This window comes from Streptomyces sp. LaPpAH-108, from assembly GCF_000373625.1.
Classification (GTDB): Bacteria; Actinomycetota; Actinomycetes; order Streptomycetales; family Streptomycetaceae; genus Streptomyces.
On record NZ_KB891994.1, the window covers coordinates 637,376 to 659,470 of the forward strand.

General features: G+C 72.0%; 18 protein-coding genes. 6 read left to right on the forward strand and 12 right to left on the reverse strand.

What is annotated here, in order from left to right; genetic code table 11:
- Window positions 1–78 precede the first annotated feature (78 nt).
- The 3 genes from B079_RS0118465 to B079_RS0118475 are packed head-to-tail and all read left to right on the forward strand — an operon-like array spanning window position 79 to window position 1,977.
- Entirely contained in the window at window positions 79–759 is a 681-nt protein-coding gene (locus tag B079_RS0118465) for a HemK2/MTQ2 family protein methyltransferase (protein ID WP_018547327.1), read from the forward strand.
- Window positions 743–967, forward strand: a complete 225-nt coding sequence (locus tag B079_RS0118470; protein WP_018547328.1) for a CDGSH iron-sulfur domain-containing protein — start codon at window positions 743–745, stop codon at window positions 965–967. The genes B079_RS0118465 and B079_RS0118470 overlap by 17 nt, the downstream gene beginning before the upstream one ends.
- Complete coding sequence (locus B079_RS0118475) at window positions 964–1,977, forward strand: iron-containing redox enzyme family protein (RefSeq protein ID WP_018547329.1); 1,014 nt, start codon at window positions 964–966, stop codon at window positions 1,975–1,977. Before B079_RS0118470 ends, B079_RS0118475 begins: the two co-directional genes overlap by 4 nt.
- Here the strand turns inward: B079_RS0118475 and B079_RS0118480 are convergent.
- The 6 genes from B079_RS0118480 to B079_RS0118505 form a co-directional block, all read right to left on the reverse strand.
- The gene (locus tag B079_RS0118480) at window positions 1,950–3,104 is read right to left on the reverse strand and encodes a HoxN/HupN/NixA family nickel/cobalt transporter (protein ID WP_018547330.1); all 1,155 of its coding nucleotides are present in this window, start codon (window positions 3,102–3,104) and stop codon (window positions 1,950–1,952) included. The two genes, B079_RS0118475 and B079_RS0118480, sit on opposite strands and share 28 nt — an antisense overlap.
- A 157-nt stretch (window positions 3,105–3,261) precedes the next feature.
- Window positions 3,262–4,101: a hypothetical protein gene (locus B079_RS0118485; RefSeq protein WP_018547331.1), complete on the reverse strand. Its 840-nt coding sequence runs from the start codon at window positions 4,099–4,101 to the stop codon at window positions 3,262–3,264.
- A gap of 92 nt (window positions 4,102–4,193) precedes the next feature.
- Window positions 4,194–4,844, reverse strand: coding sequence for a thymidine kinase (locus B079_RS0118490; protein ID WP_018547332.1), 651 nt, complete (start codon window positions 4,842–4,844; stop codon window positions 4,194–4,196).
- A 40-nt stretch (window positions 4,845–4,884) separates the two neighbouring features.
- Window positions 4,885–6,075 carry an alkaline phosphatase family protein gene (locus B079_RS0118495; protein ID WP_018547333.1) on the reverse strand — a complete coding sequence of 397 codons (1,191 nt, stop codon included), beginning with the start codon at window positions 6,073–6,075 and terminating at the stop codon, window positions 4,885–4,887.
- Entirely contained in the window at window positions 6,075–6,677 is a 603-nt protein-coding gene (locus B079_RS0118500) for a DUF5998 family protein (RefSeq protein ID WP_018547334.1), read from the reverse strand. The genes B079_RS0118495 and B079_RS0118500 overlap by 1 nt, the downstream gene beginning before the upstream one ends.
- 187 nt (window positions 6,678–6,864) lie before the next feature.
- A complete protein-coding gene (locus B079_RS0118505; protein ID WP_018547335.1) occupies window positions 6,865–9,849 on the reverse strand; it encodes a bifunctional GNAT family N-acetyltransferase/acetate--CoA ligase family protein in 2,985 nt (994 codons plus the stop codon).
- Window positions 9,850–10,037: 188 nt separating this feature from the next.
- Here B079_RS0118505 and B079_RS0118510 point away from each other — a divergent pair, with 188 nt between their 5' ends.
- Window positions 10,038–10,319, forward strand: a complete 282-nt coding sequence (locus B079_RS0118510; protein WP_018547336.1) for an HPr family phosphocarrier protein — start codon at window positions 10,038–10,040, stop codon at window positions 10,317–10,319.
- Window positions 10,320–10,498: 179 nt separating this feature from the next.
- Here B079_RS0118510 and B079_RS0118515 read toward each other — a convergent pair whose 3' ends face one another.
- The 4 genes from B079_RS0118515 to B079_RS0118530 form a co-directional block, all read right to left on the reverse strand.
- Window positions 10,499–11,158 (reverse strand): GntR family transcriptional regulator, encoded by a 660-nt coding sequence (locus B079_RS0118515; RefSeq protein WP_018547337.1) that lies wholly within the window; start codon window positions 11,156–11,158, stop codon window positions 10,499–10,501.
- A gap of 271 nt (window positions 11,159–11,429) precedes the next feature.
- Window positions 11,430–12,173, reverse strand: coding sequence for a M23 family metallopeptidase (locus tag B079_RS0118520; protein WP_018547338.1), 744 nt, complete (start codon window positions 12,171–12,173; stop codon window positions 11,430–11,432).
- A gap of 448 nt (window positions 12,174–12,621) precedes the next feature.
- Complete coding sequence (locus B079_RS0118525; RefSeq protein ID WP_018547339.1) at window positions 12,622–14,010, reverse strand: M16 family metallopeptidase; 1,389 nt, start codon at window positions 14,008–14,010, stop codon at window positions 12,622–12,624.
- Entirely contained in the window at window positions 14,007–15,401 is a 1,395-nt protein-coding gene (locus tag B079_RS0118530; protein ID WP_026248834.1) for a M16 family metallopeptidase, read from the reverse strand. The genes B079_RS0118525 and B079_RS0118530 overlap by 4 nt, the downstream gene beginning before the upstream one ends.
- Before the next feature lie 321 nt (window positions 15,402–15,722).
- On the opposite strand from B079_RS0118530, the gene B079_RS0118535 reads away from it, so the two are divergent.
- The gene (locus B079_RS0118535) at window positions 15,723–18,176 is read left to right on the forward strand and encodes a DNA gyrase/topoisomerase IV subunit A (RefSeq protein ID WP_018547341.1); all 2,454 of its coding nucleotides are present in this window, start codon (window positions 15,723–15,725) and stop codon (window positions 18,174–18,176) included.
- Window positions 18,177–18,195: 19 nt separating this feature from the next.
- Here the strand turns inward: B079_RS0118535 and B079_RS0118540 are convergent, their stop codons facing one another.
- Both B079_RS0118540 and B079_RS0118545 read right to left on the reverse strand, forming a co-directional pair.
- Entirely contained in the window at window positions 18,196–19,293 is a 1,098-nt protein-coding gene (locus B079_RS0118540; RefSeq protein WP_026248835.1) for a CobW family GTP-binding protein, read from the reverse strand.
- 181 nt (window positions 19,294–19,474) lie between these two features.
- A complete protein-coding gene (locus B079_RS0118545; protein ID WP_018547343.1) occupies window positions 19,475–20,638 on the reverse strand; it encodes a citrate synthase/methylcitrate synthase in 1,164 nt (387 codons plus the stop codon).
- Window positions 20,639–20,751: 113 nt separating this feature from the next.
- On the opposite strand from B079_RS0118545, the gene B079_RS0118550 reads away from it, so the two are divergent.
- Window positions 20,752–22,011 carry a citrate synthase gene (locus B079_RS0118550; RefSeq protein ID WP_018547344.1) on the forward strand — a complete coding sequence of 420 codons (1,260 nt, stop codon included), beginning with the start codon at window positions 20,752–20,754 and terminating at the stop codon, window positions 22,009–22,011.
- Window positions 22,012–22,095: the final 84 nt, after the last annotated feature.

Here is a 22,095-nt window from a genome sequence, read left to right on the forward strand (position 1 = left end):
CCGACCTGGTGCCACCAGACCGGCGACACCGGCCCCTGTGACCGCTCCCCCGGAGGCCCCCGTGCGCGAGGTGACCCCATGACCGCCCAGACCCTGACCGCCCCCGCGCGGCTGCGCTGCTGGGTTCCCCGGGGTGTCTACTCCCCCCAGGCCGACACCGGCCTCCTGCGCCGGGCCATGTGCCGCGAACGCATCGCCCCCGGCCGTACGGAGATCCTGGACCTCGGCACCGGCAGCGGGCTGCTCGCCGTGGAGGCGGCCCGGCGGGGCGGCCGGGTGACCGCGGTGGACATCTCCTGGCGGGCGGTGCTGACGACCTGGTGGAACGCGCGCCTGAACGGCCAGAGCGTCCGGGTCCGCCACGGTGACCTGGCGTCGGCGGTGCCGGGCCGCCGGTTCGACCTGGTGGTGACGAACCCGCCGTACGTCCCCGCGCCCGTCACCGCTCCCCCGCGCGGCCCCGCCCGCGCCTGGGACGCCGGGACGGACGGCCGGATGGTGATCGACCGCATCTGCGAGGCCGCGCCGACGGTCCTGCGGCCCGCGGGCACGCTGCTGCTGGTGCACTCGCATCTGTGCGGGGTGGACGACACCCTGACCCGTCTCGCGGCGGCGGGGCTGTACGGCGAGGTCGTGGACCGCGCCCGACTGCCCTACGGCCATGTCCTGCGCTCGCGGCTCGCCTGGCTGCGCGAGCGCGGTCTGACGGCGCGGGGGACGACCGAGGAGCTGGTGGTGATCCGTGCCGAACACGCCTGAGCGCCCCCGTCGCGTCCGGGTCCGCGTCCAGCGCGAAGGACCGCTGCTGATCGAGGGGCCGGTCGAGGTGGTGGACGAGAGCGGCCGGGTGTCGGTGTCCGACCGCTTCCTGGTGGCGGTGTGCACCTGCCGCCGCAGCCGGATGTACCCCTGGTGCGACACCAGCCACCGCCGCCACGCCAAGCGGCGCGGAGAGGGCACGCCATGACGACGACCCGGCTGCGCCCGCCCCCGCTCCCCACCGCCCGCGGCCCCCTCTCGGCGGCCGTGCTCACCGCTCTGCGCGACGGCACGGGACCGGATGTGCCCACCCCGCTTCCCGCCCCCTACGGCGACGACCTCCAGCTGGCCCTCTACACGCTCTACGAACTCCACTACCAGGGCTTCGCCGACGTACCCGAGCACCTGGAGTGGGACGCCGGTCTGCTCGCCCTGCGCGCCCGCCTGGAGGCCCGCTTCCTGGACGCCCTGCGCGCGGACGTGCCCGCGCACCCCGACGACACCCCGGAAGCCGCGCTGGACGAACTCCAGGTGGAGCCCACCGGCGAGGGCGGTGTCTCGCACTTCCTGCGCGATCACGGCACGCTCGGGCACGCGCGCGAGTACGCGGCGATGCGCTCGCTCTACCACCTCAAGGAGGCCGACCCGCACGCCTGGGTCATCCCCCGGCTGCGCGGGCGGGCCAAGGCGGCCATGGTCGCGGTGGAGTACGACGAGTTCGGCGCGGGCCGCGCGGACGAGATCCACGCCCAGCTCTTCGCCGACCTGATGGCGGACCTCGGCCTGGACACCGCGTACGGGGCGTACCTCGACGCGGCGCCCGCCGAAGCCCTCGCCACCGTGAACCTGATGTCGCTGTTCGGGCTGCACCGCGCGCTGCGCGGGGCGCTCGTCGGCCACTTCGCCACGGTCGAGGTGACCTCCTCCCCCGCCTCCCGCCGTCTGGCCCAGGCGCTGGAGCGGGTCGGCGCGGGCCCGGCGGCCGTGCGGTTCTACACCGAGCACGTCGAGGCGGACGCCGTGCACGAGCAGGTCGTACGGCACGACGTGGTCGCGGGCCTCCTGGAGCACGAGCCGCACCTCGCCGACGACGTGGTGTTCGGCATCCGCGCGACGACGTACCTGGAGGACCGGCTGGCGGAGCGGCTGCTCAGTGCCTGGCGGGCGGGCGGTACGGCGCTGCGGCCGGGCTACTCGGAGTCGGCGGAGGCCGGCTGAGCCAGGCCCGCCGTCCACTTGTCCTCGATGCGGGCGACCTTCCAGATGACCAGGGCGAGGATCCAGGTGAGGAAGAACAGGCCGACGATGACGTAGCCGATGATGTTGAGGTCCAGGCCGGAGACCCAGTCCCAGAAGGCGCCGTGGAGGTGGGCCTTCTCGGCGATCAGGCCGAGGAGTTCGACGGTGCCGATGAGGAGGGCGACGGCGACGGACAGGCCGGTGATCGTGAGGTTGTAGTAGACCTTGCGGACCGGCTTGGAGAAGGCCCAGCCGTAGGCGAAGTTCATGAACGAGCCGTCGATGGTGTCGAGCAGGCACATGCCCGCCGCGAACAGCACCGGCAGGCACAGGATCGCGTACCAGGGCAGCCCGGAGGCGGCGCCGGACCCGGCGAGGACGAGCAGGGCGATCTCGGTCGCGGTGTCGAAGCCGAGGCCGAAGAGCAGGCCGAGCGGGTACATCTGCCAGGGCTTGGTGATCGACTTCATCAGGCGGCCGAGGAGGCGGTTCATGAAGCCGCGGTTGTTGAGCTGCTCCTCCAGCGCGGCCTCGTCGAAGTGGCCGCCGCGCATCTCCCGGAAGACCTTCCAGATCCCGGCCAGGATCAGCAGGTTGATGATCGCGATGACGTAGAGGAAGACGCCGGAGACGGTGGTGCCGATCCAGCCGGTGACGCTGTGCAGCGTGGAGTCGTCGTGCTCGACCGGTCCCGCCAGCGCCTTCACGCCGAGCGAGAGCAGGAAGGCCAGCGCGAACACGATGCTGGAGTGGCCGAGCGAGAACCAGAACCCGACGGACAGCGGGCGGCGGCCCTCGTTCATCAGCTTGCGGGTGGTGTTGTCGATGGCCGCGATGTGGTCGGCGTCGAAGGCGTGCCGCATCCCCAGGGTGTACGCGGTGATGCCGATGCCGACCCCGAAGGTCTTCGTCCCCAGGCTGTAGTGCTCCGGCGCCACGATCGCCACGAGTGTGAACCACCCGATCACATGCAGCGCCACGATGAACGCCGCCATCCCGCCGAGCCGCGCCCACTCCTTACGGCTCATCGAGGCGCGGACGCGGTGCCAGGATATGGCGCGTCCGGTGTCGGGGCGGGTGAGCAGGGGATCGGGAGGGACGGTCATGGGGGCGGGGGCCTCGCTTTCACAGCTTTCGGGCGCGTGAGGTGCGTCAGCCTCCAGGTTTCTGCACATTCATTGCAACTACAAGCTGAGAGCGGAAAGCTCGCGTCAGTTTTGGTTCAACGCCGGGGAAAGGAAGCCCGCCGTCACCGGCAGGGGCTCACGACGCCGTGTCACCCGTGTCGGGCCGCTCGACGTACTCCATGACGAAGGGCTCGCGGTCTTCGACGACTTCCACCGTCACGACCCGGTGGGCCGGCTTCGTCAGCTCCAGACTGGACAAGTGCCTCTTCAGCTTCCTGGCCATGGGGCGGTAGGTCGCGAAAGTGAGCCCGCCGGAGACGACGGCGCCGACGACAGGGATCGCCTTCGAGACGCTTCTCGCGAAGGTCTGCTTGGTCAGCTGGACACCGAGGTAACTCGCGACCTTTTTCACCACCGGGTATATGACGCCCTTGGTGAGCGCCTTCTGGGGCAGCTTTCGGGCGACCTCCTTCGACATCATCCCCGCGACCTTGCCCACGGCCGTGTTCGCCGACTGGGTGCCGAACATCACGCCCAGGAAGAGCGTGAGCACCCCCATGGTCGCGTCGTCGAGGTCATCGCTGTCGCCGGACAGCAGGTCCGGCCAGCTGTAGAGGTAGGCGAGCTTCTGCGAGATGCGCAGCATGTGACCGAAGTACTGCGCCATGTCGGTGGGCACGGTGGCGGGGAGGAAGATCAGCCCGGGCAGTCCGGCAGCCGCGGAGAGCGCGCTGACCTTCGCGGTCTCGTACCTGATGGAGTCATCGGCCGCTTTCTCCAGGACGTCGAGAGGGATACCCGCCGCCGCGGGTGTCCCCGCGATCGCTGCGCGGATCTCGTCCTCGGAGCAGTAGCGGGACAGCGCCTTGCGCAGGTACGCGTCCCTGTTGATGCGCACGCCCGGCAGCCTCGCCGCGCCCAGCAGCACGGCCGCGAAGCTCGACTCCGGGTCCTCTACCTCTTTGCCTGTGGCCATGGCAGGAACCTACCTGTCCGGGAGCAACTACCTCCCCGTATCAGCGTTTTGATACGTGTACGGCGTACTCGGTCGGCAGGCGCGCCCGGCCTTCAGCCCGACGTGACCGGCAGGACGTCCGGGGACAGCGCCGCCGCCTGAGCCGAGGCCGCCGTCATGCGCCGCAGATGGTGGCGGCGGCAAAGGACCTCGTAGCCGATTTCCTGTTCGGGGCGGTTCACGTCGCCGATGACGACCTGGGCGCCCTCGACGACCATCTCGCCGCCGACGGAGCGAGCGTTGTGGGTGGCGCGGGCGCCGCACCAGCACAGGGCCTCCACCTGGAGCGCTTCTATGCGGTCGGCGAGTTCGATCAGCCGCTGGGAGCCGGGGAAGAGGCGGGTGCGGAAGTCGGTGGTGATGCCGAAGGCGAAGACGTCGAGGCCGAGGTCGTCCACGATGCGGGCGAGCTGGTCGACCTGCTCGGGGGTGAGGAACTGGGCCTCGTCGGCGATCACGTAGTCGACCTTGCCGCCCTTGGAGAGGCGGTGGACGAGGTAGCCGTAGAGGTCCATGCCGTCGGCCGCCTCCACCGCGTCGGTGACCAGGCCGAGGCGGGAGGACAGCTTGCCCTCGCCCGCGCGGTCGTCGCGGGTGAAGATCAGGCCGACGAGGCCGCGCGCGGAGCGGTTGTGCTCGATCTGGAGAGCCAGCGTCGACTTCCCGCAGTCCATCGTTCCGGAGAAGAACACCAGCTCGGGCATGAGAAGTTGAGCACCTTTCGGGGAGTGGGGGGAGGACAGGTCAGGAGCGTACTTCGAGCAGCGGGACCAGCTGCTCGGCGGGGGTCATCGAGCCGTGGTTGCCCACCATGAGCGATTCCTTCGGCTCCCGCTCGGACGCGGTGATCAGCACGTCGTCGTACGCGGCGGCGACCACGTCCCCGATGCGCAAGTACACGCGGTCGTCCACATGGGGGCCGAACCAGCCCGCCGTGATCGCCTCGTCGCGCGAGGCGATCCAGAAGCGGTCGCCCAGCACCTCGCGCCAGCAGGTGAGGACGTCGGACTCGGCGCCCGGGACCGCGTACACATGGCGGGCCCGGCCCTCGCCGCCGAGCAGGGAGACGCCCGCGCGCAGCTCCCAGTCCTCGTCGAAGTCGATGCGGTGCTCGTCACCGAAGGGGATGTCGATCATGCCGTGGTCGGCGGTGACGTAGAGCGCGCTGCGTGGGGGCAGCTGCTCGGCCAGGCGCTGGGCGAGGCGGTCGACGGTCATGAGCTGGCCGCGCCAGGTGTCGGAGCCGACGCCGTAGCGGTGGCCCGCGCCGTCCAGCTCGGCGTAGTAGGTGTAGACCAGCGAGCGGTCGCCCGCCGCCAGCTGCTCGGCGGCGGCGTCCATGCGCTCCTCGCCGGTGAGGCGGCCGATGAAGGTGCCGCCGCTGAGCGCGACCTGGGTGAGCGGGGTGTCGCGGAAGGTGGGCGAGGAGACCTGCGCGGCGTGCACACCCGCGCGCTCGGCCAGCTCGAAGACGGTCGGGTACGGCTGCCAGACGTGCGGCGGGGTCCAGGGGCGCCAGCGGAGCTGGTTCATCAGCTCGTCGGTCTCGGGGTTGCGGACCGTGTAGCCGGGCAGGCCGTGGGCGCCGGGGGGCAGGCCGGTGCCGACCGAGCCGAGGGAGGTCGCGGTGGTCGCCGGGTAACCGGCGGTCAGCGGGCGGCCGGTGCCGCCGCGCGAGGTGCCGAGCAGGGAGTTGAGGAACGGCGCCTCGTCGGGGTGGGCCCGCAGCTGCTCCCAGCCGAGGCCGTCGACGAGGAAGACGCAGACGCGGTCGGCGGGGGTGAGTTCGGCGATGGTGGCGGTGGTGCCGGGTACGCCGAGGCCCGCCGCGAGGGTGGGCAGGAGGTCGGCGAGCGAACCGCTGCCGTACTCCGGCAGCGGCGCGGTGTCCAGGGCGAGGGGTTCGTAGGCGTCCCAGGCGGCGGGCTGCGACATCAGCGCGCGGAGCCCGCGGTCGCCGTCGCCTCGGAGACGGCCTGGGCGAAGGCAAGCGCCTCGCGCACCGTCTCCGGGCCGTCCCCGGCCTCGCTGACCCGCAGGCTGAGGTCGTCGGCGGTGGAGCTGCCGGTGTAGCCGTGGTCGGCGTCGCAGTTGGGGTCGCCGCAGGCGGCGGGCTCCAGGTCCAGCCGGGCGACCGCGCCCCAGCCGACGGTCAGCACGACCTCGCGGGGCAGGGTACCCGGGGTGTACTTCTCCGGGTTCGCCACGACCCGGCTGACCACCACGGACGAGATCCGGCCGATCTTCACCGACTCCGTGGAGGTGGTGGCGTACGGCGTCGGGGAGGTGCTGTCGGCGGCCTGCTCGTCGGTGTGGCTGACGAGGAAACGAGTGTCGGTCAGAACCAGCACGGTGACATGACGCCGGACCTCGTTCTGGTCGAACGTGGTCTCCTGATGCACCAGGTACGACCGCACAGGCTCGCCACCCACGGCGGCCTCCACCGCCTCGGCCACGAGGGCCGGGTAGTAGCCGCTGCGCTCGATCGCCGCGCGAAGCCCCTGGGTCGTCGTACTGGTCTTGGCCATGGCGTCCATCCTAATCCGTGGAGGGGGGCGCTCCGGGCCAGTCAGGGGAGGGTCGGGGCCTGACAGGAGGTGTTCGTGAAGGGCGTGTGCGAGGGGTCACCTCGTGGCCCGCGATCACCGCCCGAGACGGGTTTCAAAAGTGGATCACGACAGAAGGCGGAGACCGGCCGCACGCTGCACGGACGTACGCGGGTGGCTAATACAGCGGCAGCGTGCGCGGCCCCAGGTCGTCCCGGGCCGGAGGCGGGGCCAGGCGGATCGTGGCGTCCAGGACGGTCAGGCCGTGTGGGGCGACGACGACCGGTTCCAGGGTGACCGCGACCACCTCGGGGTGGTCGTCGACCAGGCGGGAGACGCGGAGCAGCAGTTCCTCCAGAGCGGGGGTGTCCACGGGGGTGGAGCCGCGCCAGCCGAAGAGGAGGGGAGCCGTGCGGATGGAGCGGACCAGGGAGGACGCCTCGCGGTCGGTGACCGGGACCAGGCGGTGGGCGGTGTCGCCGAGCAGCTGGGAGGCGGCCCCGGCCAGGCCGAAGGAGAGGACCGCACCGGCCGCCGGGTCGATGACCGCGCGTACGACGGTGTCCACGCCGCGCGCCGCCATCGCCTGCACGACCGGGCGCAGCTGCTCCGCCGGGCCGAACAGCTCGGTCAACTCCGCGTAGGCCCGCCGCAGTTGCTCCTCGTCGGCGAGGTCGAGCCGCACTCCCCCGAGGTCGGCGCGGTGCCGTAGATGCGGGGCGGTCGCCTTGAGGGCGACGGGGTAGCCGAGCGCGTGGGCGGCCTCGGCGGCGGCGTCCGGGGTCGGCGCGGGCAGAGCGGGGCGTACCCGGATGCCATAGGCGGCCAGCAGTTCGCGGGTGTCCTCGGGGCCGACGGCCAGCCCCTCCCCGCGCTCCAGCAGACCGGCGATCAGCTTGGCAGCACCCCGCTCATCGATGTCGTCGTACTCCGGCACCTTGCCGGGCTCGGTCGCCTCCCGCCGCCACTGGGCGTACTTCACGGCCTCGGCGAGGGCGCGGACGGCGCGTTCGGCGGCGGGGTAGGCGGGGATGAGGCGGGGGTACGGAGTCGCCGAGGCGGACCCGCTTCGCACCGGGGCGCCGGAGGCGGCGCCCGGGGTCGGGGGCGTGCCGCGTACGGCGGGTGGCCGGACGGAGGGCGTGGGGGTGGCGGCGGAGTGCCGCTCTGCCGCCCGGTCGTCCGGGGAAGCGGAGGCGGGCCCAGCGGTCTCAGCGGTCTCAGCCGCACTCTCCGCACCGGACGCCTGCGCGGAGCCCACAGCAGCCGTCCCCTCCCCTGAGGGCACCGGCGCCGTGCTCGTCGCCAGCGACAACGCCTCCGCCAGGCCCCCCAACTCCACGTGGACCACCAGCACCGGCTTGTCCGGCGCCGCGGCGGCGGCCGTACGCAGCGCCTCCGCCAGCTCCACGTCACCGGGAGACGCCTCCCCGATCGCCGGGATCGCCGTGACGACCACCGCGTCGGAGGTGTCGTCCGCCAGGGCGTGGGACAGGGCGCGGTGGAAGTCGGCGGCCGTGGCGGAGGTCGTCAGGTCGATCGGCGTGGAGGGCTGAAGGCCCTCGGCCAGACAGCGGTCGTAGGTGAGCATGCCGAGGGATTCGGAGTTGCCGAGGATCGTCACGCGGGGGCCCGCCGGGAGCGGCTGGCGGTCCAACAGGAGCCCCGCGTCGACCAGTTCCGTGATCGTGTCGACGCGGATGACGCCCGCCTGGCGGAGCAGCGCGGACACCGTGTCGTGCGGGAGCCGGGTGGCGCGCACGGCGTGGCCCTGCGGGGTCGAGCCCGCGCTCTGGACGACCACCAGCGGCTTGGCGGCGGCCGTACGACGGGCCAGGCGGGTGAACTTGCGGGGATTGCCGATGGACTCCAGGTACATGAGGACGACATCGGTGTCGGGGTCGTCGAACCAGTACTGCAGGACGTCGTTGCCGGAGACGTCGGCGCGGTTGCCGGAGGAGACGAAGGTGGAGACACCGGTGACCCCGGTGATGCCGCCCCCGCGCCGGTGCAGCCGGGAGAGAAGGGCTATTCCGATGGCACCGGACTGCGCGAACATCCCGATCCGGCCGGGCCGGGGCATCTGAGGGGCGAGGGAGGCGTTGAGGCGGACATCGGCGGCCGTGTTGATGATCCCGAAGGCGTTCGGTCCGATGATCCGCATGCCGTACGCCCGCGCCTGCCGCACCAGCGCCCGCTGCCGCTCGCGCCCCTCGGGCCCGATCTCGGCGTACCCGGCGGAGAGGACGACCAGACCCTGCACCCCGTGCGCCCCGCACTCGGCGACGACGGCGGGCACCCGGTCCGCGGGGACGGCCACGACCGCGAGGTCCACCGGCCCCTCGATGTCCCGCACCGAGCGGTACGCCCGGACCCCGTCGATCTCCTTGACGTCCTCGGGGAAGGCGGTGTTGACGGCGTGCAGCGGCCCCCGGTACCCCGCGTCGCGGATGTTGCCGAGCACGCTGCGCCCGACCCCGCCCGGCGTGCGGCCCACCCCGATGACCGCGACGGACCCGGGCGCGAGCAGCCGTCGCACCGACCGCGCCTCCGCCCGCTGCTCCCGCGCGCGCTGCACCGCGAGGGAGCGGTCGGTGGGTTCGAGGTCGAACTCCAGCCGGACGACGCCGTCCTCGAAGCTCCGCTTCTGGGTGTACCCGGCGTCGGTGAACACCTTGATCATCTTGGTGTTGGCGGGCAGCACCTCGGCGGCGAACCGGCGGATGCCCCGCTCGCGCGCGACGGCCGCGATGTGCTCGAGGAGCGCGGAGGCGACGCCCCGGCCCTGGTGCGCGTCCTGCACCAGGAAGGCGACCTCCGCCTCGTCGGCCGGTGCCGAGGCGGCCATGCCGTCGGCCCCGATCCGGTCGTAGCGTACGGTGGCGATGAACTCGCCGCCTACCGTGGCGGCGAGCCCCACACGGTCCACGAAGTCGTGGTGCGTGAAGCGGTGGACGTCCTTGGCGGAGAGCCGGGGGTACGGCGCGAAGAAGCGGTAGTACTTCGACTCGTCGGAGACCTGCTCGTAGAAGCTGACGAGGCGATCGGCGTCGTCGGTGGTGATGGGCCGGATGCGCGCGGTGCCACCGTCGCGCAGCACCACGTCCGCCTCCCAGTGGGCGGGGTATTCGTGCCGGTCCTGCCGGTCCGCCGGGGTCTGCATGGGCCCCAGAGTACGGCTCGCGTACGACAACGGCGCGAGGCAACCTGTGGGGGAACGGAAGTCGGGCCGAGGCCGCGGTCCGACGACCGGTACGGAGAGGTTCCGGAGGGGTGAAGTGCCGCTCCGGGCACGGTTCCCCGTGTGGGAAACTGGTCTAGACAACCTGAGAGACTGAAGGGCAGCATCACATGGCTGAGCGCCGCGTCAACGTCGGCTGGGCCGAGGGCCTTCACGCCCGCCCCGCTTCCATCTTCGTCCGAGCCGCCACGGCCACAGGCGTCCCGGTCACCATCGCCAAGTCCGGCGGCACGCCGGTCAACGCGGGCTCGATGCTCGCCGTTCTCGGCCTGGGCGCCCAGGGTGGCGAGGAGATCGTCCTCGCCTCCGACGCCGAGGGTGCGGAGGCCGCGCTGGAGCGTCTGGCCAAGCTGGTCGCCGAGGGCCTGGACGAGCTGCCCGAGACCGTCTGAGTCTCGTTTCCGTTCAGCACGGAAGCCGCGTCACCTGTTCAAGGTGACGCGGCTTTCCGCGTTTTTACCTTCGGGTGCGAGAGGTGCCCTGGAATTCCGGCGCACTGCGAACGCACGGAGAAAATGGGCAGCAAAAACATCGCCATCGAAATAGCTGTTCTTTGTATACAGCGCCCGTGTTAATTCCGCTGACCCGCTGTGTTTACAACATGTTGCGGCTGGCGCAGCCGGTGCGCGAACGCCGCGCGCTCGGCGTGCAGCGCCGTGAGCGACCGCGCACGGTCTCCGTCCCCGCGCGCCACGGCGTCCACGATCGCGCCGTGCTCCGCCCAGGACTCGACCGGGTTCGCCGGGGCCTCCACCGTGTACATCCAGGCGATCTTGTGCCGCACCTGGGTGAGCATCGCGGTCAGCGACTGGCTGCCCGCGGCCTGCCCCAGCGTCTCGTGGAACCAGCCGCCCAGCGCCCGCAGATCCTCGCTGTTCCCGCGCCTGGCCCGCTCCTGGCCCAGCCGGACCAGGCCGCGCAGCACCTTGAGGTGGGCCTCGGTGCGCCGCTGCGCGGCCCGCGCGGCGCCCAGCGGCTCCAGCAGGCGGCGCATCTCCAGCAGGTCGGCCGCCTCCCGCTCGGTCGGCTCGGCCACGCACGCGCCCGCGTGCCGCCGGGTCACCACGAACCCCTCCGCCTCCAGCGTGCGCAGCGCCTCGCGGACGGGGACGCGCGAGACGCCGTAGCGGCGGGCGAGGACCTCCTCGGTCAGGCGGCTGCCGCGCTCGTGGACCCCGGCGACGATGTCGTCCCGGATCGCCGTGCATACCGAATGCGCCGGAATACGCATGAGCCACCTCCGCCTTAATCCCCGTGAAACGCCGACGATGGACGTCTGTTCCGTGACTCTATTGCAATGCGCGGGAATTTCCGACGGCGGACCGGAATTCATGGCTCTTTTTTGGACAGCGGGGCCGGGCGGCGGACGAACCGGCGGGCGAACCGGCGGGCGGGCGGCGCGCCGGGAAACGGTACGGAAAGGGCGGGAGCCCCGGCGGCGGTGCGGACCGGGGCTCCCTGGGGTGCGACGCGGGGGGCGTCGGCTTGGGCGCGGCTCGGCCTCAGACGTCCAGGCCGTGCTTGCGGAGGTAGCCGACCGGGTCGACGTCCGAGCCGTACTCGGGGCTCGTACGGGCCTCGAAGTGCAGGTGCGGTCCGGTCGCGTTGCCGGTCGCGCCGGACAGGCCGATCCGCTGGCCCGGGGTGACCTGCTGGCCCACCGTGACGCCGAGGGACGACAGATGGCCGTACTGGGTGTACATCCCGTCGGCCATCCGGATCACGACCTCGTTGCCGTACGCCCCGCCCCACCCGGCGGAGACGACGGTGCCCGCGCCGACCGCGTGGACCGGCGTCCCGCTCGCGGCGTGGAAGTCGATGCCGGTGTGGCTGCCGGAGGACCACAGAGAGCCGCCGGTCCGGTAGCCGGTGGAGACGTAGGAGTGGGCGATCGGCATGACGAAGGCGTTCAGCCGCTCGCGCTCGGCGGCACGGGCCGCGCGGACCTCGGCGGCGCGCGCCTCCTTCACGCGCGCGGCGGCGGCCTCCTGGGCGGCCTTGCGCTCGGCGGCGGCCCGCTGCGCGGACGCCTGGGCCTCGATCTCGGCGGCGAGGTCGTCGTTGGCGCTGATGACCGGGGTGAGACCGGTCTGCTCGGCGGAGTTGTCGGCGGCGAGGGCCGGGGCGGCCGTGAGGGTGCCGACGACACCGGTGGTGGTGAGGGCCGCGACTCCGGCCGCCCGAGCGGTGGTACGTGTGACACGTCCGGGCCTGCGGTGCTTCCCGGTGGCGCACATGAACGCCATGTGGTGGCTGGTCCTTTCCTTCCCTCACGCCTACCGGGTTAGCGGTGGGGGCGCCCCCGGGTCTTTCAGAGCTGGGGGAAGGTTCGGAGAGGAAGGTCTCCTACGGACTCCCCCGCTCGCGCGTGGGCGCCCGATTCACCTCGGGAACATGGTTCCCCGGCTCCCCAGGCTCGCGCCACGCGGGGACTCGGCGTCGGCTGTCCGGTGCCGCGGGCGCGGCGCACTGCGTGACGAACAGCCCGGAAGAAGCTAATGGGGACGGCGGCCGATACTCAAACGACTCCGGGCATTTGTAGCGCACGACACAGGGCAGACGGGCAACCTCCGCATCAATCCGGACATTTGCCGACCGATGCGCACACGAAAGGGCCCTGACGGGTCATCGGCCGTCAGGGCCCCTGCGCGCGTGCGGGCGTCGCCGCTCGACGCCGCTCGTGGCTGCTCGTCGCTACTCGGCCGACACCACGGTGACCGGACCGATCCCGAGGGCTTCCACCGGCTCCTTGATCTGAGCGGCGTCGCCCACGAGGACAGTCACCAGCCGGTCCGCAGGGAAGGCGTTCACGACGGCCGCGGTGGCCTCCACGGTGCCGGTCGCGGCCAGGCGGCGGTACAGCTCGGCCTGGTAGTCGTCGGGCAGGTGCTGCTCGACCTGGTCGGCCAGCGTCCCGGCGACGGCGGCGGCCGTCTCGTACTTCAGCGGGGCGACGCCCACCAGGTTCTGCACGGCCACGTCCCGCTCGGCGTCGGTCAGGCCCTCCGCCGCGAGGGTGTTCAGCACGGTCCACAGGTCCGCGAGCGCGGGACCGGTGTTCGGCGTGTCCACCGAGCCGCTGATGGCGAGCATCGAGGCGCCCGTGCCGTCGGCGGAGGAACGCAGCACCTGGCCGAAGGCCCGCACGCCGTACGTGTAGCCCTTCTCCTCGCGCAGGACGCGGTCCAGGCGGGAGGTGAGGGTGCCGCCGAGGCAGTAGGTGCCGAGCACCTGCGCGGGCCACACCCGGTCGTGCCGGTCGGAGCCGGTACGGCCGATCAGCAGCTGGGTCTGGACGGCGCCGGGCCGGTCCACGATGACCACGCGGCCGGTGTCGTCGGACGTCACCGGCGGCACCGGGCGGGGCGTGCCCGGCGTGCCCGTCCAGGCGCCCAGGGTCTCGGTGAGCAGCGCGTCCAGGTCGATGCCGGTCAGGTCGCCGACGACGACCGCGGTGGCCGTGGCCGGGCGCACGTAGCGGTCGTAGAAGGCGCGCACGGCGGACGCGTCGATCTTCTCGACGGTGTCCTCGGTGCCCTGGCGCGGGCGGGACATGCGCGCGGAGGCCGGGAACAGCTCCTTGGACAGCTCCTTGGCGGCGCGGCGGGCCGGGTTGGCCAGCTCGTGCGGGATCTCGTCCAGGCGGTTGCGGACCAGGCGCTCGACCTCGCTCTCCGCGAAGGCCGGGTCGCGCAGGGCGTCCGCGAGCAGACCGAGGCCCTTGGACAGCCGGGAGGCCGGGACCTCCAGGCTGAGCCGGACGCCGGGGTGGTCGGCGTGCGCGTCGAGCGTGGCGCCCGCGCGCTCCAGCTCGGCGGCGAACTCCTCGGCGCTCAGCTCGCCGGTGCCCTCGGAGAAGGCGCGCGCCATGATGGTGGCGACACCGTCGAGCCCGGCCGGTTCGGCGTCCAGGGGCGCGTCGAGCAGCACCTCGACGGCGACGACCTGCTGGCCGGGGCGGTGGCAGCGCAGCACGGTGAGGCCGTTGTCCAGCGTGGAGCGCTCGGGGGCCGGGAACGCCCACGGCTTCGCCTCGCCCGGCTGCGGCTGGGGGTGGAACTCCATGGTGGCGAGCTCGGTCACTTGGCCGTCTCCTCGTTGTCGTTGCCGGCCTCTACGGTGGCTTCGTGCTCCGGGTCGTCGGGCAGGTCGGCGTCCTCGACCGCCTCCGGGGACTTGGGCTCGTAGACGAGGACCGCGCGGTTGTCCGGACGCAGCCGGGCCTTGGCGACCTCCCGGACCTCTTCAGGAGTGATGTCGAGGACACGCTGGACGGCGCTCAGGGCGAGCTGCGGGTCGCCGAACAGGACGGCGAACCGGCACAGTTCGTCGGCGCGGCCCGCGACCGTGCCGAGCCGGTCCAGCCACTCGCGCTCCAACTGGGCCTGGGCGCGCTCCATTTCCTCCGGAGTCGGGCCCTCCTCCGCGAAGCGGGCCAGCTCCTCGTCGATGGCGGCCTCGATGACCGGGACCTCGACGTCGCCGGAGGTCTTCACGTCGAGCCAGCCGAGCGAGGGCGCACCGGCCAGGCGCAGCAGACCGAACCCGGCCGCGACGGCCGTACGGTCGCGGCGCACCAGGCGGTTGTACAGCCGGGAGGACTCGCCGCCGCCGAGCACGGTCAGCGCGAGGTCGGCCGCGTCGCTCGCGCGCGTGCCGTCCTCCGGGAGCCGGTAGGCGGCCATCAGGGCGCGCGCCGGGACCTCCTCGACGACGACCTCGCGCACCTCCTCGCCGATCACCTCGGGCAGCGCGCCGTCGCGCGGGGCGGGCTTGCCGTCGTGGCCCGGGATGGAGCCGAAGTACTTCTCGATCCAGGCGAGCGTCTGCTCGGGGTCGATGTCGCCGACCACGGAGAGCACCGCGTTGTTCGGCGCGTAATAGGTGCGGAAGAACGCGCGCGCGTCCTCGAGGGTGGCCGCGTCCAGGTCGGCCATGGAGCCGATCGGTGTGTGGTGGTAGGGGTGGCCCTCGGGATAGACCATGGAGGTCAGCTTCTCGAAGGCGGTGCCGTAGGGGACGTTGTCGTAGCGCTGGCGGCGCTCGTTCTTGACGACGTCGCGCTGGTTCTCCATGGACTCGTCGTCCAGGGCGGCCAGCAGGGAGCCCATGCGGTCGGCCTCCAGCCAGAGGGCCAGCTCCAGCTGATGGGCGGGCATGGTCTCGAAGTAGTTGGTGCGCTCGAAGCTCGTCGTGCCGTTCAGCGAGCCGCCCGCGCCCTGGACCAGCTCGAAATGGCCGTTGCCCTTGACCTGGCCCGAGCCCTGGAACATCAGGTGCTCGAAGAGGTGGGCCAGTCCGGTGCGGCCCTTGACCTCGTGCCGGGAGCCGACGTCGTACCAGAGGCAGACCGCCGCCACCGGGGTCAGGTGGTCCTCGGAGAGCACCACGCGCAGACCGTTGGCCAGGCGGTGCTCGGTCGCTGTCAGGCCCCCGGAGCCTGCCTGGGCTGTGGTCGTGTGACCCATGGGCATGTACGTCCCTTCGCAAGCGGAGGCGGTCGAAAGAAACCGCTGTTTTCCTGCCGTTCCTGCCACTGTATGCAAAGCGTGCGAGGGCCCGGCGGAGTTCCCGCCGGACGTACGCCCTGAGCGGATCGCGTAGCCTGCGTCAGGCGTGCTCATGGCGGGCGCGGTACCGGACGGCGCCGGATTGCGCGGTGACCGGACCGGGCGGACCGCCTGATGCCGGGGCTTTCCCCCTCTCGGACCGGGGCGCGGCCCGCAGTGTCAGTACCTCGGTCCACAATGGTCCGCGTCAGATCCGTCAACCGCCTCAGCAAGGAGCCGGCAGCGATGGCCCGCCGCAGTACGAAGACCCCGCCGCCCGACGATGCGTACGAGGAGAAGATCCTCGACATCGACGTCGTGGACGAGATGCGCGGCTCCTATCTCGAATACGCGTACTCGGTCATCTACTCGCGCGCCCTGCCGGACGCCCGCGACGGACTGAAGCCGGTGCACCGGCGCATCGTCTACCAGATGAACGAGATGGGCCTGCGCCCCGAGCGCGCGTACGTCAAGTGCGCCCGCGTGGTCGGCGAGGTCATGGGCAAGCTGCACCCGCACGGCGACGCGTCGATCTACGACGCCCTCGTGCGCATGGCCCAGCCCTTCTCGATGCGTGTCCCGCTGGTCGACGGCCACGGCAACTTCGGCTCGCTGGGCAACGACGACCCGCCCGCCGCCATGCGGTACACCGAGTGCCGGATGGCCGAGGCGACGAGCCTCATGACCGAGTCCATCGACGAGGACACGGTCGACTTCGCGCCGAACTACGACGGCCAGGAGCAGGAGCCGGTGGCCCTCCCGGCCGCCTTCCCGAACCTGCTGGTCAACGGTGCCTCCGGCATCGCGGTCGGCATGGCGACCAACATGCCCCCGCACAACCTGCGCGAGGTCATCGCCGCCGCCCGCCACCTCATCCGGCACCCGAACGCGGACCTGGACGCCCTGATGCGGCACGTCCCCGGCCCCGACCTGCCCACCGGCGGCCGGGTCGTCGGCCTGGACGGCATCCGCGACGCGTACGCGACGGGCCGCGGCACCTTCAAGATCCGCGCCACGGTCGCGATCGAGGCGGTCACCGCCCGCCGCAAGGGCCTGGTCGTCACCGAACTGCCCTTCACGGTCGGCCCCGAGAAGGTCATCGCGAAGATCAAGGACCTGGTCAACGCGAAGAAGATCCAGGGCATCGCGGACGTCAAGGACCTCACGGACCGCGAGCACGGGCTGCGCCTGGTCATCGAGATCAAGAACGGCTTCGTGCCGGAGGCCATCCTGGAGCAGCTGTACAAGCTGACGCCCATGGAGGAGTCCTTCGGCATCAACAACGTCGCCCTGGTCGACGGCCAGCCGCTCACCCTGGGCCTGAAGGAACTCCTCGAGGTCTACCTCGACCACCGCTTCGAGGTCGTCCGCCGCCGCAGCGAGTTCCGCCGCGGCAAGCGCCGCGACCGGCTCCACCTGGTCGAGGGCCTGCTCACCGCGCTGGCCGACATCGACGAGGTCATCCGGCTGATCCGCTCCAGCGAGAACTCCGCGCAGGCCAAGGAGCGCCTGATCGAGCGCTTCGGGCTGAGCGACATCCAGACGCAGTACATCCTGGACACCCCGCTGCGCCGCCTGACCAAGTACGACCGGATCGAGCTGGAGGCCGAGCAGGACCGGCTCAACCAGGAGATCGAGGAGCTGACCCGCGTCCTGGAGTCGGACTCCGAGCTGCGCAAGATGGTCTCCAACGAACTGGCGGCCGTCTCCAAGAAGTTCGGCACCGACCGGCGTACGGTCCTGCTGGAGTCCACCGCCTCCCAGGTCGCCACCGTGCCGCTCCAGGTGGCCGACGACCCGTGCCGGGTGCTGCTGTCCTCGACCGGCCTGCTGGCCCGTACGACGAACGCCGAACCCGTTCCGCAGGACGGCGGGCGCACCCGGCACGACGTGATCGTCTCGGCCGTTTCCGCGACCGCGCGCGGTGAGATCGGCGCGGTCACCTCGGCCGGACGGCTGCTGCGGATCAACGTGGTCGACCTGCCCCAGCTGCCCGACACCGCGACCGCGCCGAACCTCTCCGGGGGCGCGCCGCTGGCCGAGTTCGTGTCCGTGGAGGACGACGAGACGGTGGTCTGTCTGATGACTCTGGACGAGTCGTCACCAGGTCTCGCGCTGGGCACCGAACAGGGCGTGGTCAAGCGTGTGGTGCCCGACTACCCGTCCAACAAGGACGAGTTGGAGGTCATCACGCTCAAGGAGGGTGACCGGATCGTCGGCGCGGTGGAGCTGCGCACCGGCGAGGAGGACCTGGTGTTCATCACCGACGACGCCCAACTCCTGCGCTATCAGGCGAACCAGGTGCGTCCGCAGGGCCGTCCGGCCGGCGGTGTGGCGGGCATCAAGCTCGCCGAGGGCGCGAAGGTGATCTCGTTCACGGCGGTCGATCCGGCCGCCGACGCGGTGGTGTTCACGATCGCGGGCTCCCGCGGCACGCTGGACGACTCGGTGCACACGACGGCCAAGCTGACCCCGTTCGACCAGTTCCCGCGCAAGGGGCGGGCGACGGGTGGTGTCCGCTGCCAGCGGTTCCTGAAGGGCGAGGACTGTCTGTCGCTGGCCTGGGCGGGGCCGGTCCCGGCGCGGGCGGCTCAGAAGAACGGCCTTCCGGCCGAACTGCCCGAGCTGGACCCGCGACGCGACGGGTCGGGTACGTCGCTGGCGCAGCCGGTGGCCGTGGTCGCGGGGCCGGTGCTGTAGCGGCGGCTCTCGCCGGTGGTCATGTGCCGGGCTCGTCCTCGGAGCCCGGCACATAGCGCAGGACGCCCCACATGGCGTGGTCGTCGGGCTGGGGGGTGCCTTCGGTGCTGTCGGTGCTGTCGGTGTCGACGGCTCGGCAGGCGTCGAGTTCCTTGCGGAGGGCGTCGGTGTCGATGCCGGAGCCGATGAGGACGAGCTGGGTGAGGCGGTCCGCGTCCTGCTGCGGCCAGGGCTCCGGGTAGAAGCGCAGAAAACGGCCCACGGCGTGGACGGCGTACCGGTTCGCGGTGTCGTACGGCCCGAAGTCCACGTATCCCTTGATCCGGTACAGCCCGTCCGGCCTGCTGTCCAGGAACCGCATGAGTGCGCGGGGGTCCATGGGCGCGGCGGAGATGAAGGACAGGCTGTCGTAGCCGGTGTGCAGGTGGGAGGCGTGCGGGTCGTCGTCCGCGTCTTCGTCGCCGTCCGTGTGGAGGTCGTCGAAGGAGAGCTGGCCGATGCGCTCCTCGCTGGGCCTGCACTCGAAAAGGAACTCCGGGTCGATCCGGCCGTAGGTGGCGGCGACGACCGGGGCGCCGTCGGCGAGCGCGCGGACACCGGCCAGGATCCTGTCGGCGTCCTCGGCGCGGTCGAGCTTGTTGACCACGACCAGGTCCGCGAGCGCGAGATGCCGTTCGATCTCGGGGTGCCGGGCGCGGGTGTCGTCGAACTCCGCCGCGTCCACGACCTCGACGAGCCCGCCGTAGACGATCCCGGGCAACTCGCTGGCCAGCACCATCCGCACCAGCTCCTGCGGCTCCGCGAGCCCGCTGGCCTCGATGACGATCACGTCGATGCCGACGGCGGGCGCGGCGAGCCGTTCCAGGTAGGAGTCGAGTTCGCTCGCGTCGACGGCACAGCACAGACAGCCGTTGCCGAGCGAGACGGTGGAGTCGCCGAGCGCGCCCGCGACCGCCATGGCGTCGATCTCGACCGCCCCGAAGTCGTTGACGAGCGCCCCGATCCTGCTGCCCCCGCTGCGATGCAGCAGATGGTTGAGCAGCGTGGTCTTCCCTGACCCGAGGAACCCGGCGAGCACGACGACGGGAATCTGCTGCGGACTACGACTGCTCCCCACCGGGCGGCACCCTTCCTTCGGCTCTCACCGGGCACCGCGTCCCGGCGCGGGGCGCGGCGCCCGGCGGACGGACTGTCCGACCAGGATACGAGGGGTGGGGGCGCGGGGGTCGGGCGGCGGGGAGTGTCCGTGGTGTGGGCTGTACCGGGGTGCGGGGCGTACCCGGGGCGGCGGGCCGCGCTCAGCCGCCGACGGGGACCGCCACCGGTGCCTGGGGGCCGACATAGCGGGCGGCGGGGCGGATGATCTTCGGGTCGGCCGCCTGTTCCAGGATGTTGGCGCTCCAGCCGACCACGCGTCCGGCCGCGAAGGTGGGCGTGAACATCTCCCTCGGCAGCCCGCACAGTTCCATGACCACCCCGGCGTAGAACTCGACGTTGGTGTGCAGTTCCCGGCCGGGCTTGAGTTCGGCGAGGATCGCCTCCACGTGCCGCTCGACCTCCACGGCGAAGTCGACGCGCGGGCCACCGAAGCCGAGGGCGATCTCGCGCAGCATCCGGGAACGGGGGTCCTCGGTGCGGTAGACGGCGTGCCCGAAGCCCATGATCCGGTCACCGGCGAGCACGCGTTCCCTCACCCAGGGGTCGATCCGGTCCGGGGTGCCGATCGCGTCCAGGGTGTCGAGGGCGCGGCTGGGGGCGCCGCCGTGCAGTGGTCCCGACAGGGCGCCGAGGGCGCCGACCAGGCAGGCGGCGATGTCGGCGCCGGTGGACGCGATGACGCGCGCGGTGAAGGTTGACGCATTGAATCCGTGGTCAATGGTTGAGATGAGGTATTGCTCAACTGCACGAGCCTGTCGAGTACCGGGCTCTTCGCCGGTGAGCATGTACAAGTAGTTGGCCGCGTAGGGCAGATCCACGCGGGGCTCGATCGGATCAAGTCCCTTGCCGAGCCGGTACAGAGCGGTCAACAGAGTCGGGACGGCGGCACAGGCGGCAAGGGTGTCCGCACGGCGCCGGTCGGCGTCGATGTCGTAGACGGGCCGGAAGTCCCGCGCGGCGCCGAGCAGGGACAGCGCGGTGCGCAGTCCGGCCAGGGGCCCGGCGGTCCGGCTCGCGGCGGCCACGGCGGGCAGTGCGGCGGCGACCTCCCCGGGCAGCCGTCGTAGCCGCGCGACCTCGGCGGTGAAGGCGGCCCGGCGCTCGGCGTCGGGGAGGGCGCCGTGGACGAGCAGGTACCAGACGTCCTCGAAGCTCCGGGTGCGGGCGAGTTCCACGGCGGAGTACTGCCGGTAGTGGTAGAAGCCCTCGGTCCCCCGCACGTCGCCGATCTCGGTGTCGGTGACGACGACACCGGCGAGTCCGCGCGGTACGTCGACGAGGGGCGCGGTCCTGTTGATGGACATGATGTTCCTCCCTGAACTTGATCCGACTGTCCACGCTTGACCGAATGACTGTCAATATTGATTGAATCAACCTAGAGCCATCAACACATGCAGAGAGGGCTACGGTGGCCTCCATGCGCGATCACGACCTCGCCCCCGGCCGCCCCGAGCGGCGGCTGACCACCAAGGAGACCGCCGAACTCCTCGGCGTGAAGCCCGAGACGGTCTACGCCTACGTGAGCCGCGGCCTGCTCGGCAGCAGACGCGAGCCCGGCAGCCGCGCCAGCACCTTCGACGCGCAGGAGGTCACGGCCCTCGCACGGCGCAACAGGCGCGAGGCGGCCGGGCCTTCGGGCTCGGCCACGGACCTGTCCGTGCGGACCGGCATCACCCTGATCGAGGAGGACCGGTACTACTACCGGGGTGTGGACGCCACGGAGCTGGCGACGCGTCACTCCTTCGAGGAAGTCGCGGAGTGGCTGTGGACGGGCGAACCGACCCCCGGCGCCGCCTTCTTCGCCCCCGAGACCACGGTCGAGGCCGCCCGCCGGGCCGTGAACTCCCTGCCCGAGCACACCACCACCACGGACCGGCTGCGCGTCGCGGCGATCGCGGCGGCGACCGAGGACCCGCTGCGCTTCGACCTCTCCGAGGACGCCGTGCTCGGCGCGGGCCGCCTCCTCGTCCCGACGCTCGTCGCCGCGCTGCCCCAGAACCGGCCCGACCACCGGGACGACGGCCCCCTGGCGCGCCGTCTGTGGACCCGGCTGAGCGGCCGGGCGCCGGACGGTGCCGGTCTGCGGGTCCTGGACACCGCCCTCGGTCTGCTGGCCGACCACGACCTGGCCGCCTCCACCCTCGCCGTCCGGGTCGCCGCCTCGGCCCGCGCGCACGCCTACGCGGCCGTCTCGGCCGGACTCGGCGCCCTGGAGGGCCCCCTGCACGGCGCGGCCAGCGGCCTGGCCCACCGGCTGCTGCTCGACGTGCTCGACCAGGGCACGGCGGGTCCGGTGATCGCCGCCGAACTCCGGGCCGGGCGCCGCGTCCCCGGACTCGGCCACCGGCTGTACGCCGGTGAAGACCCGCGCGCGCAGGCGCTGTTCAGGCTTCTGGAGGAGATCCCGCGCGCGGAGCCCGCGTTGCTCGCCGCCCGCGACATCGTCGCCACCACGGCCCGGCACACCCCGCTGCACGCCAACGTGGACCTCGCGCTGGCCGTGTTCACCGTCTCCTGCGGGATGCCCGCGAGCGCGGGCGAGACCGTGTTCGCCGTGGCCCGGACGGCGGGCTGGATCGCGCACGCCCTGGAGGAGTACGGCGAACGCCCGCTGCGGATGCGCCCGAGCGGCCAGTACGTCGGCCCCAAACCCCCACAGCCCCTGCCGTACCCCTGACAACCACCCGTGAAAGTCCCCCCGTGAACCCTGAGTTCTACCCATCGGGAGCCGGACATACCCCTGCCGGGGAGCGACCCGGGT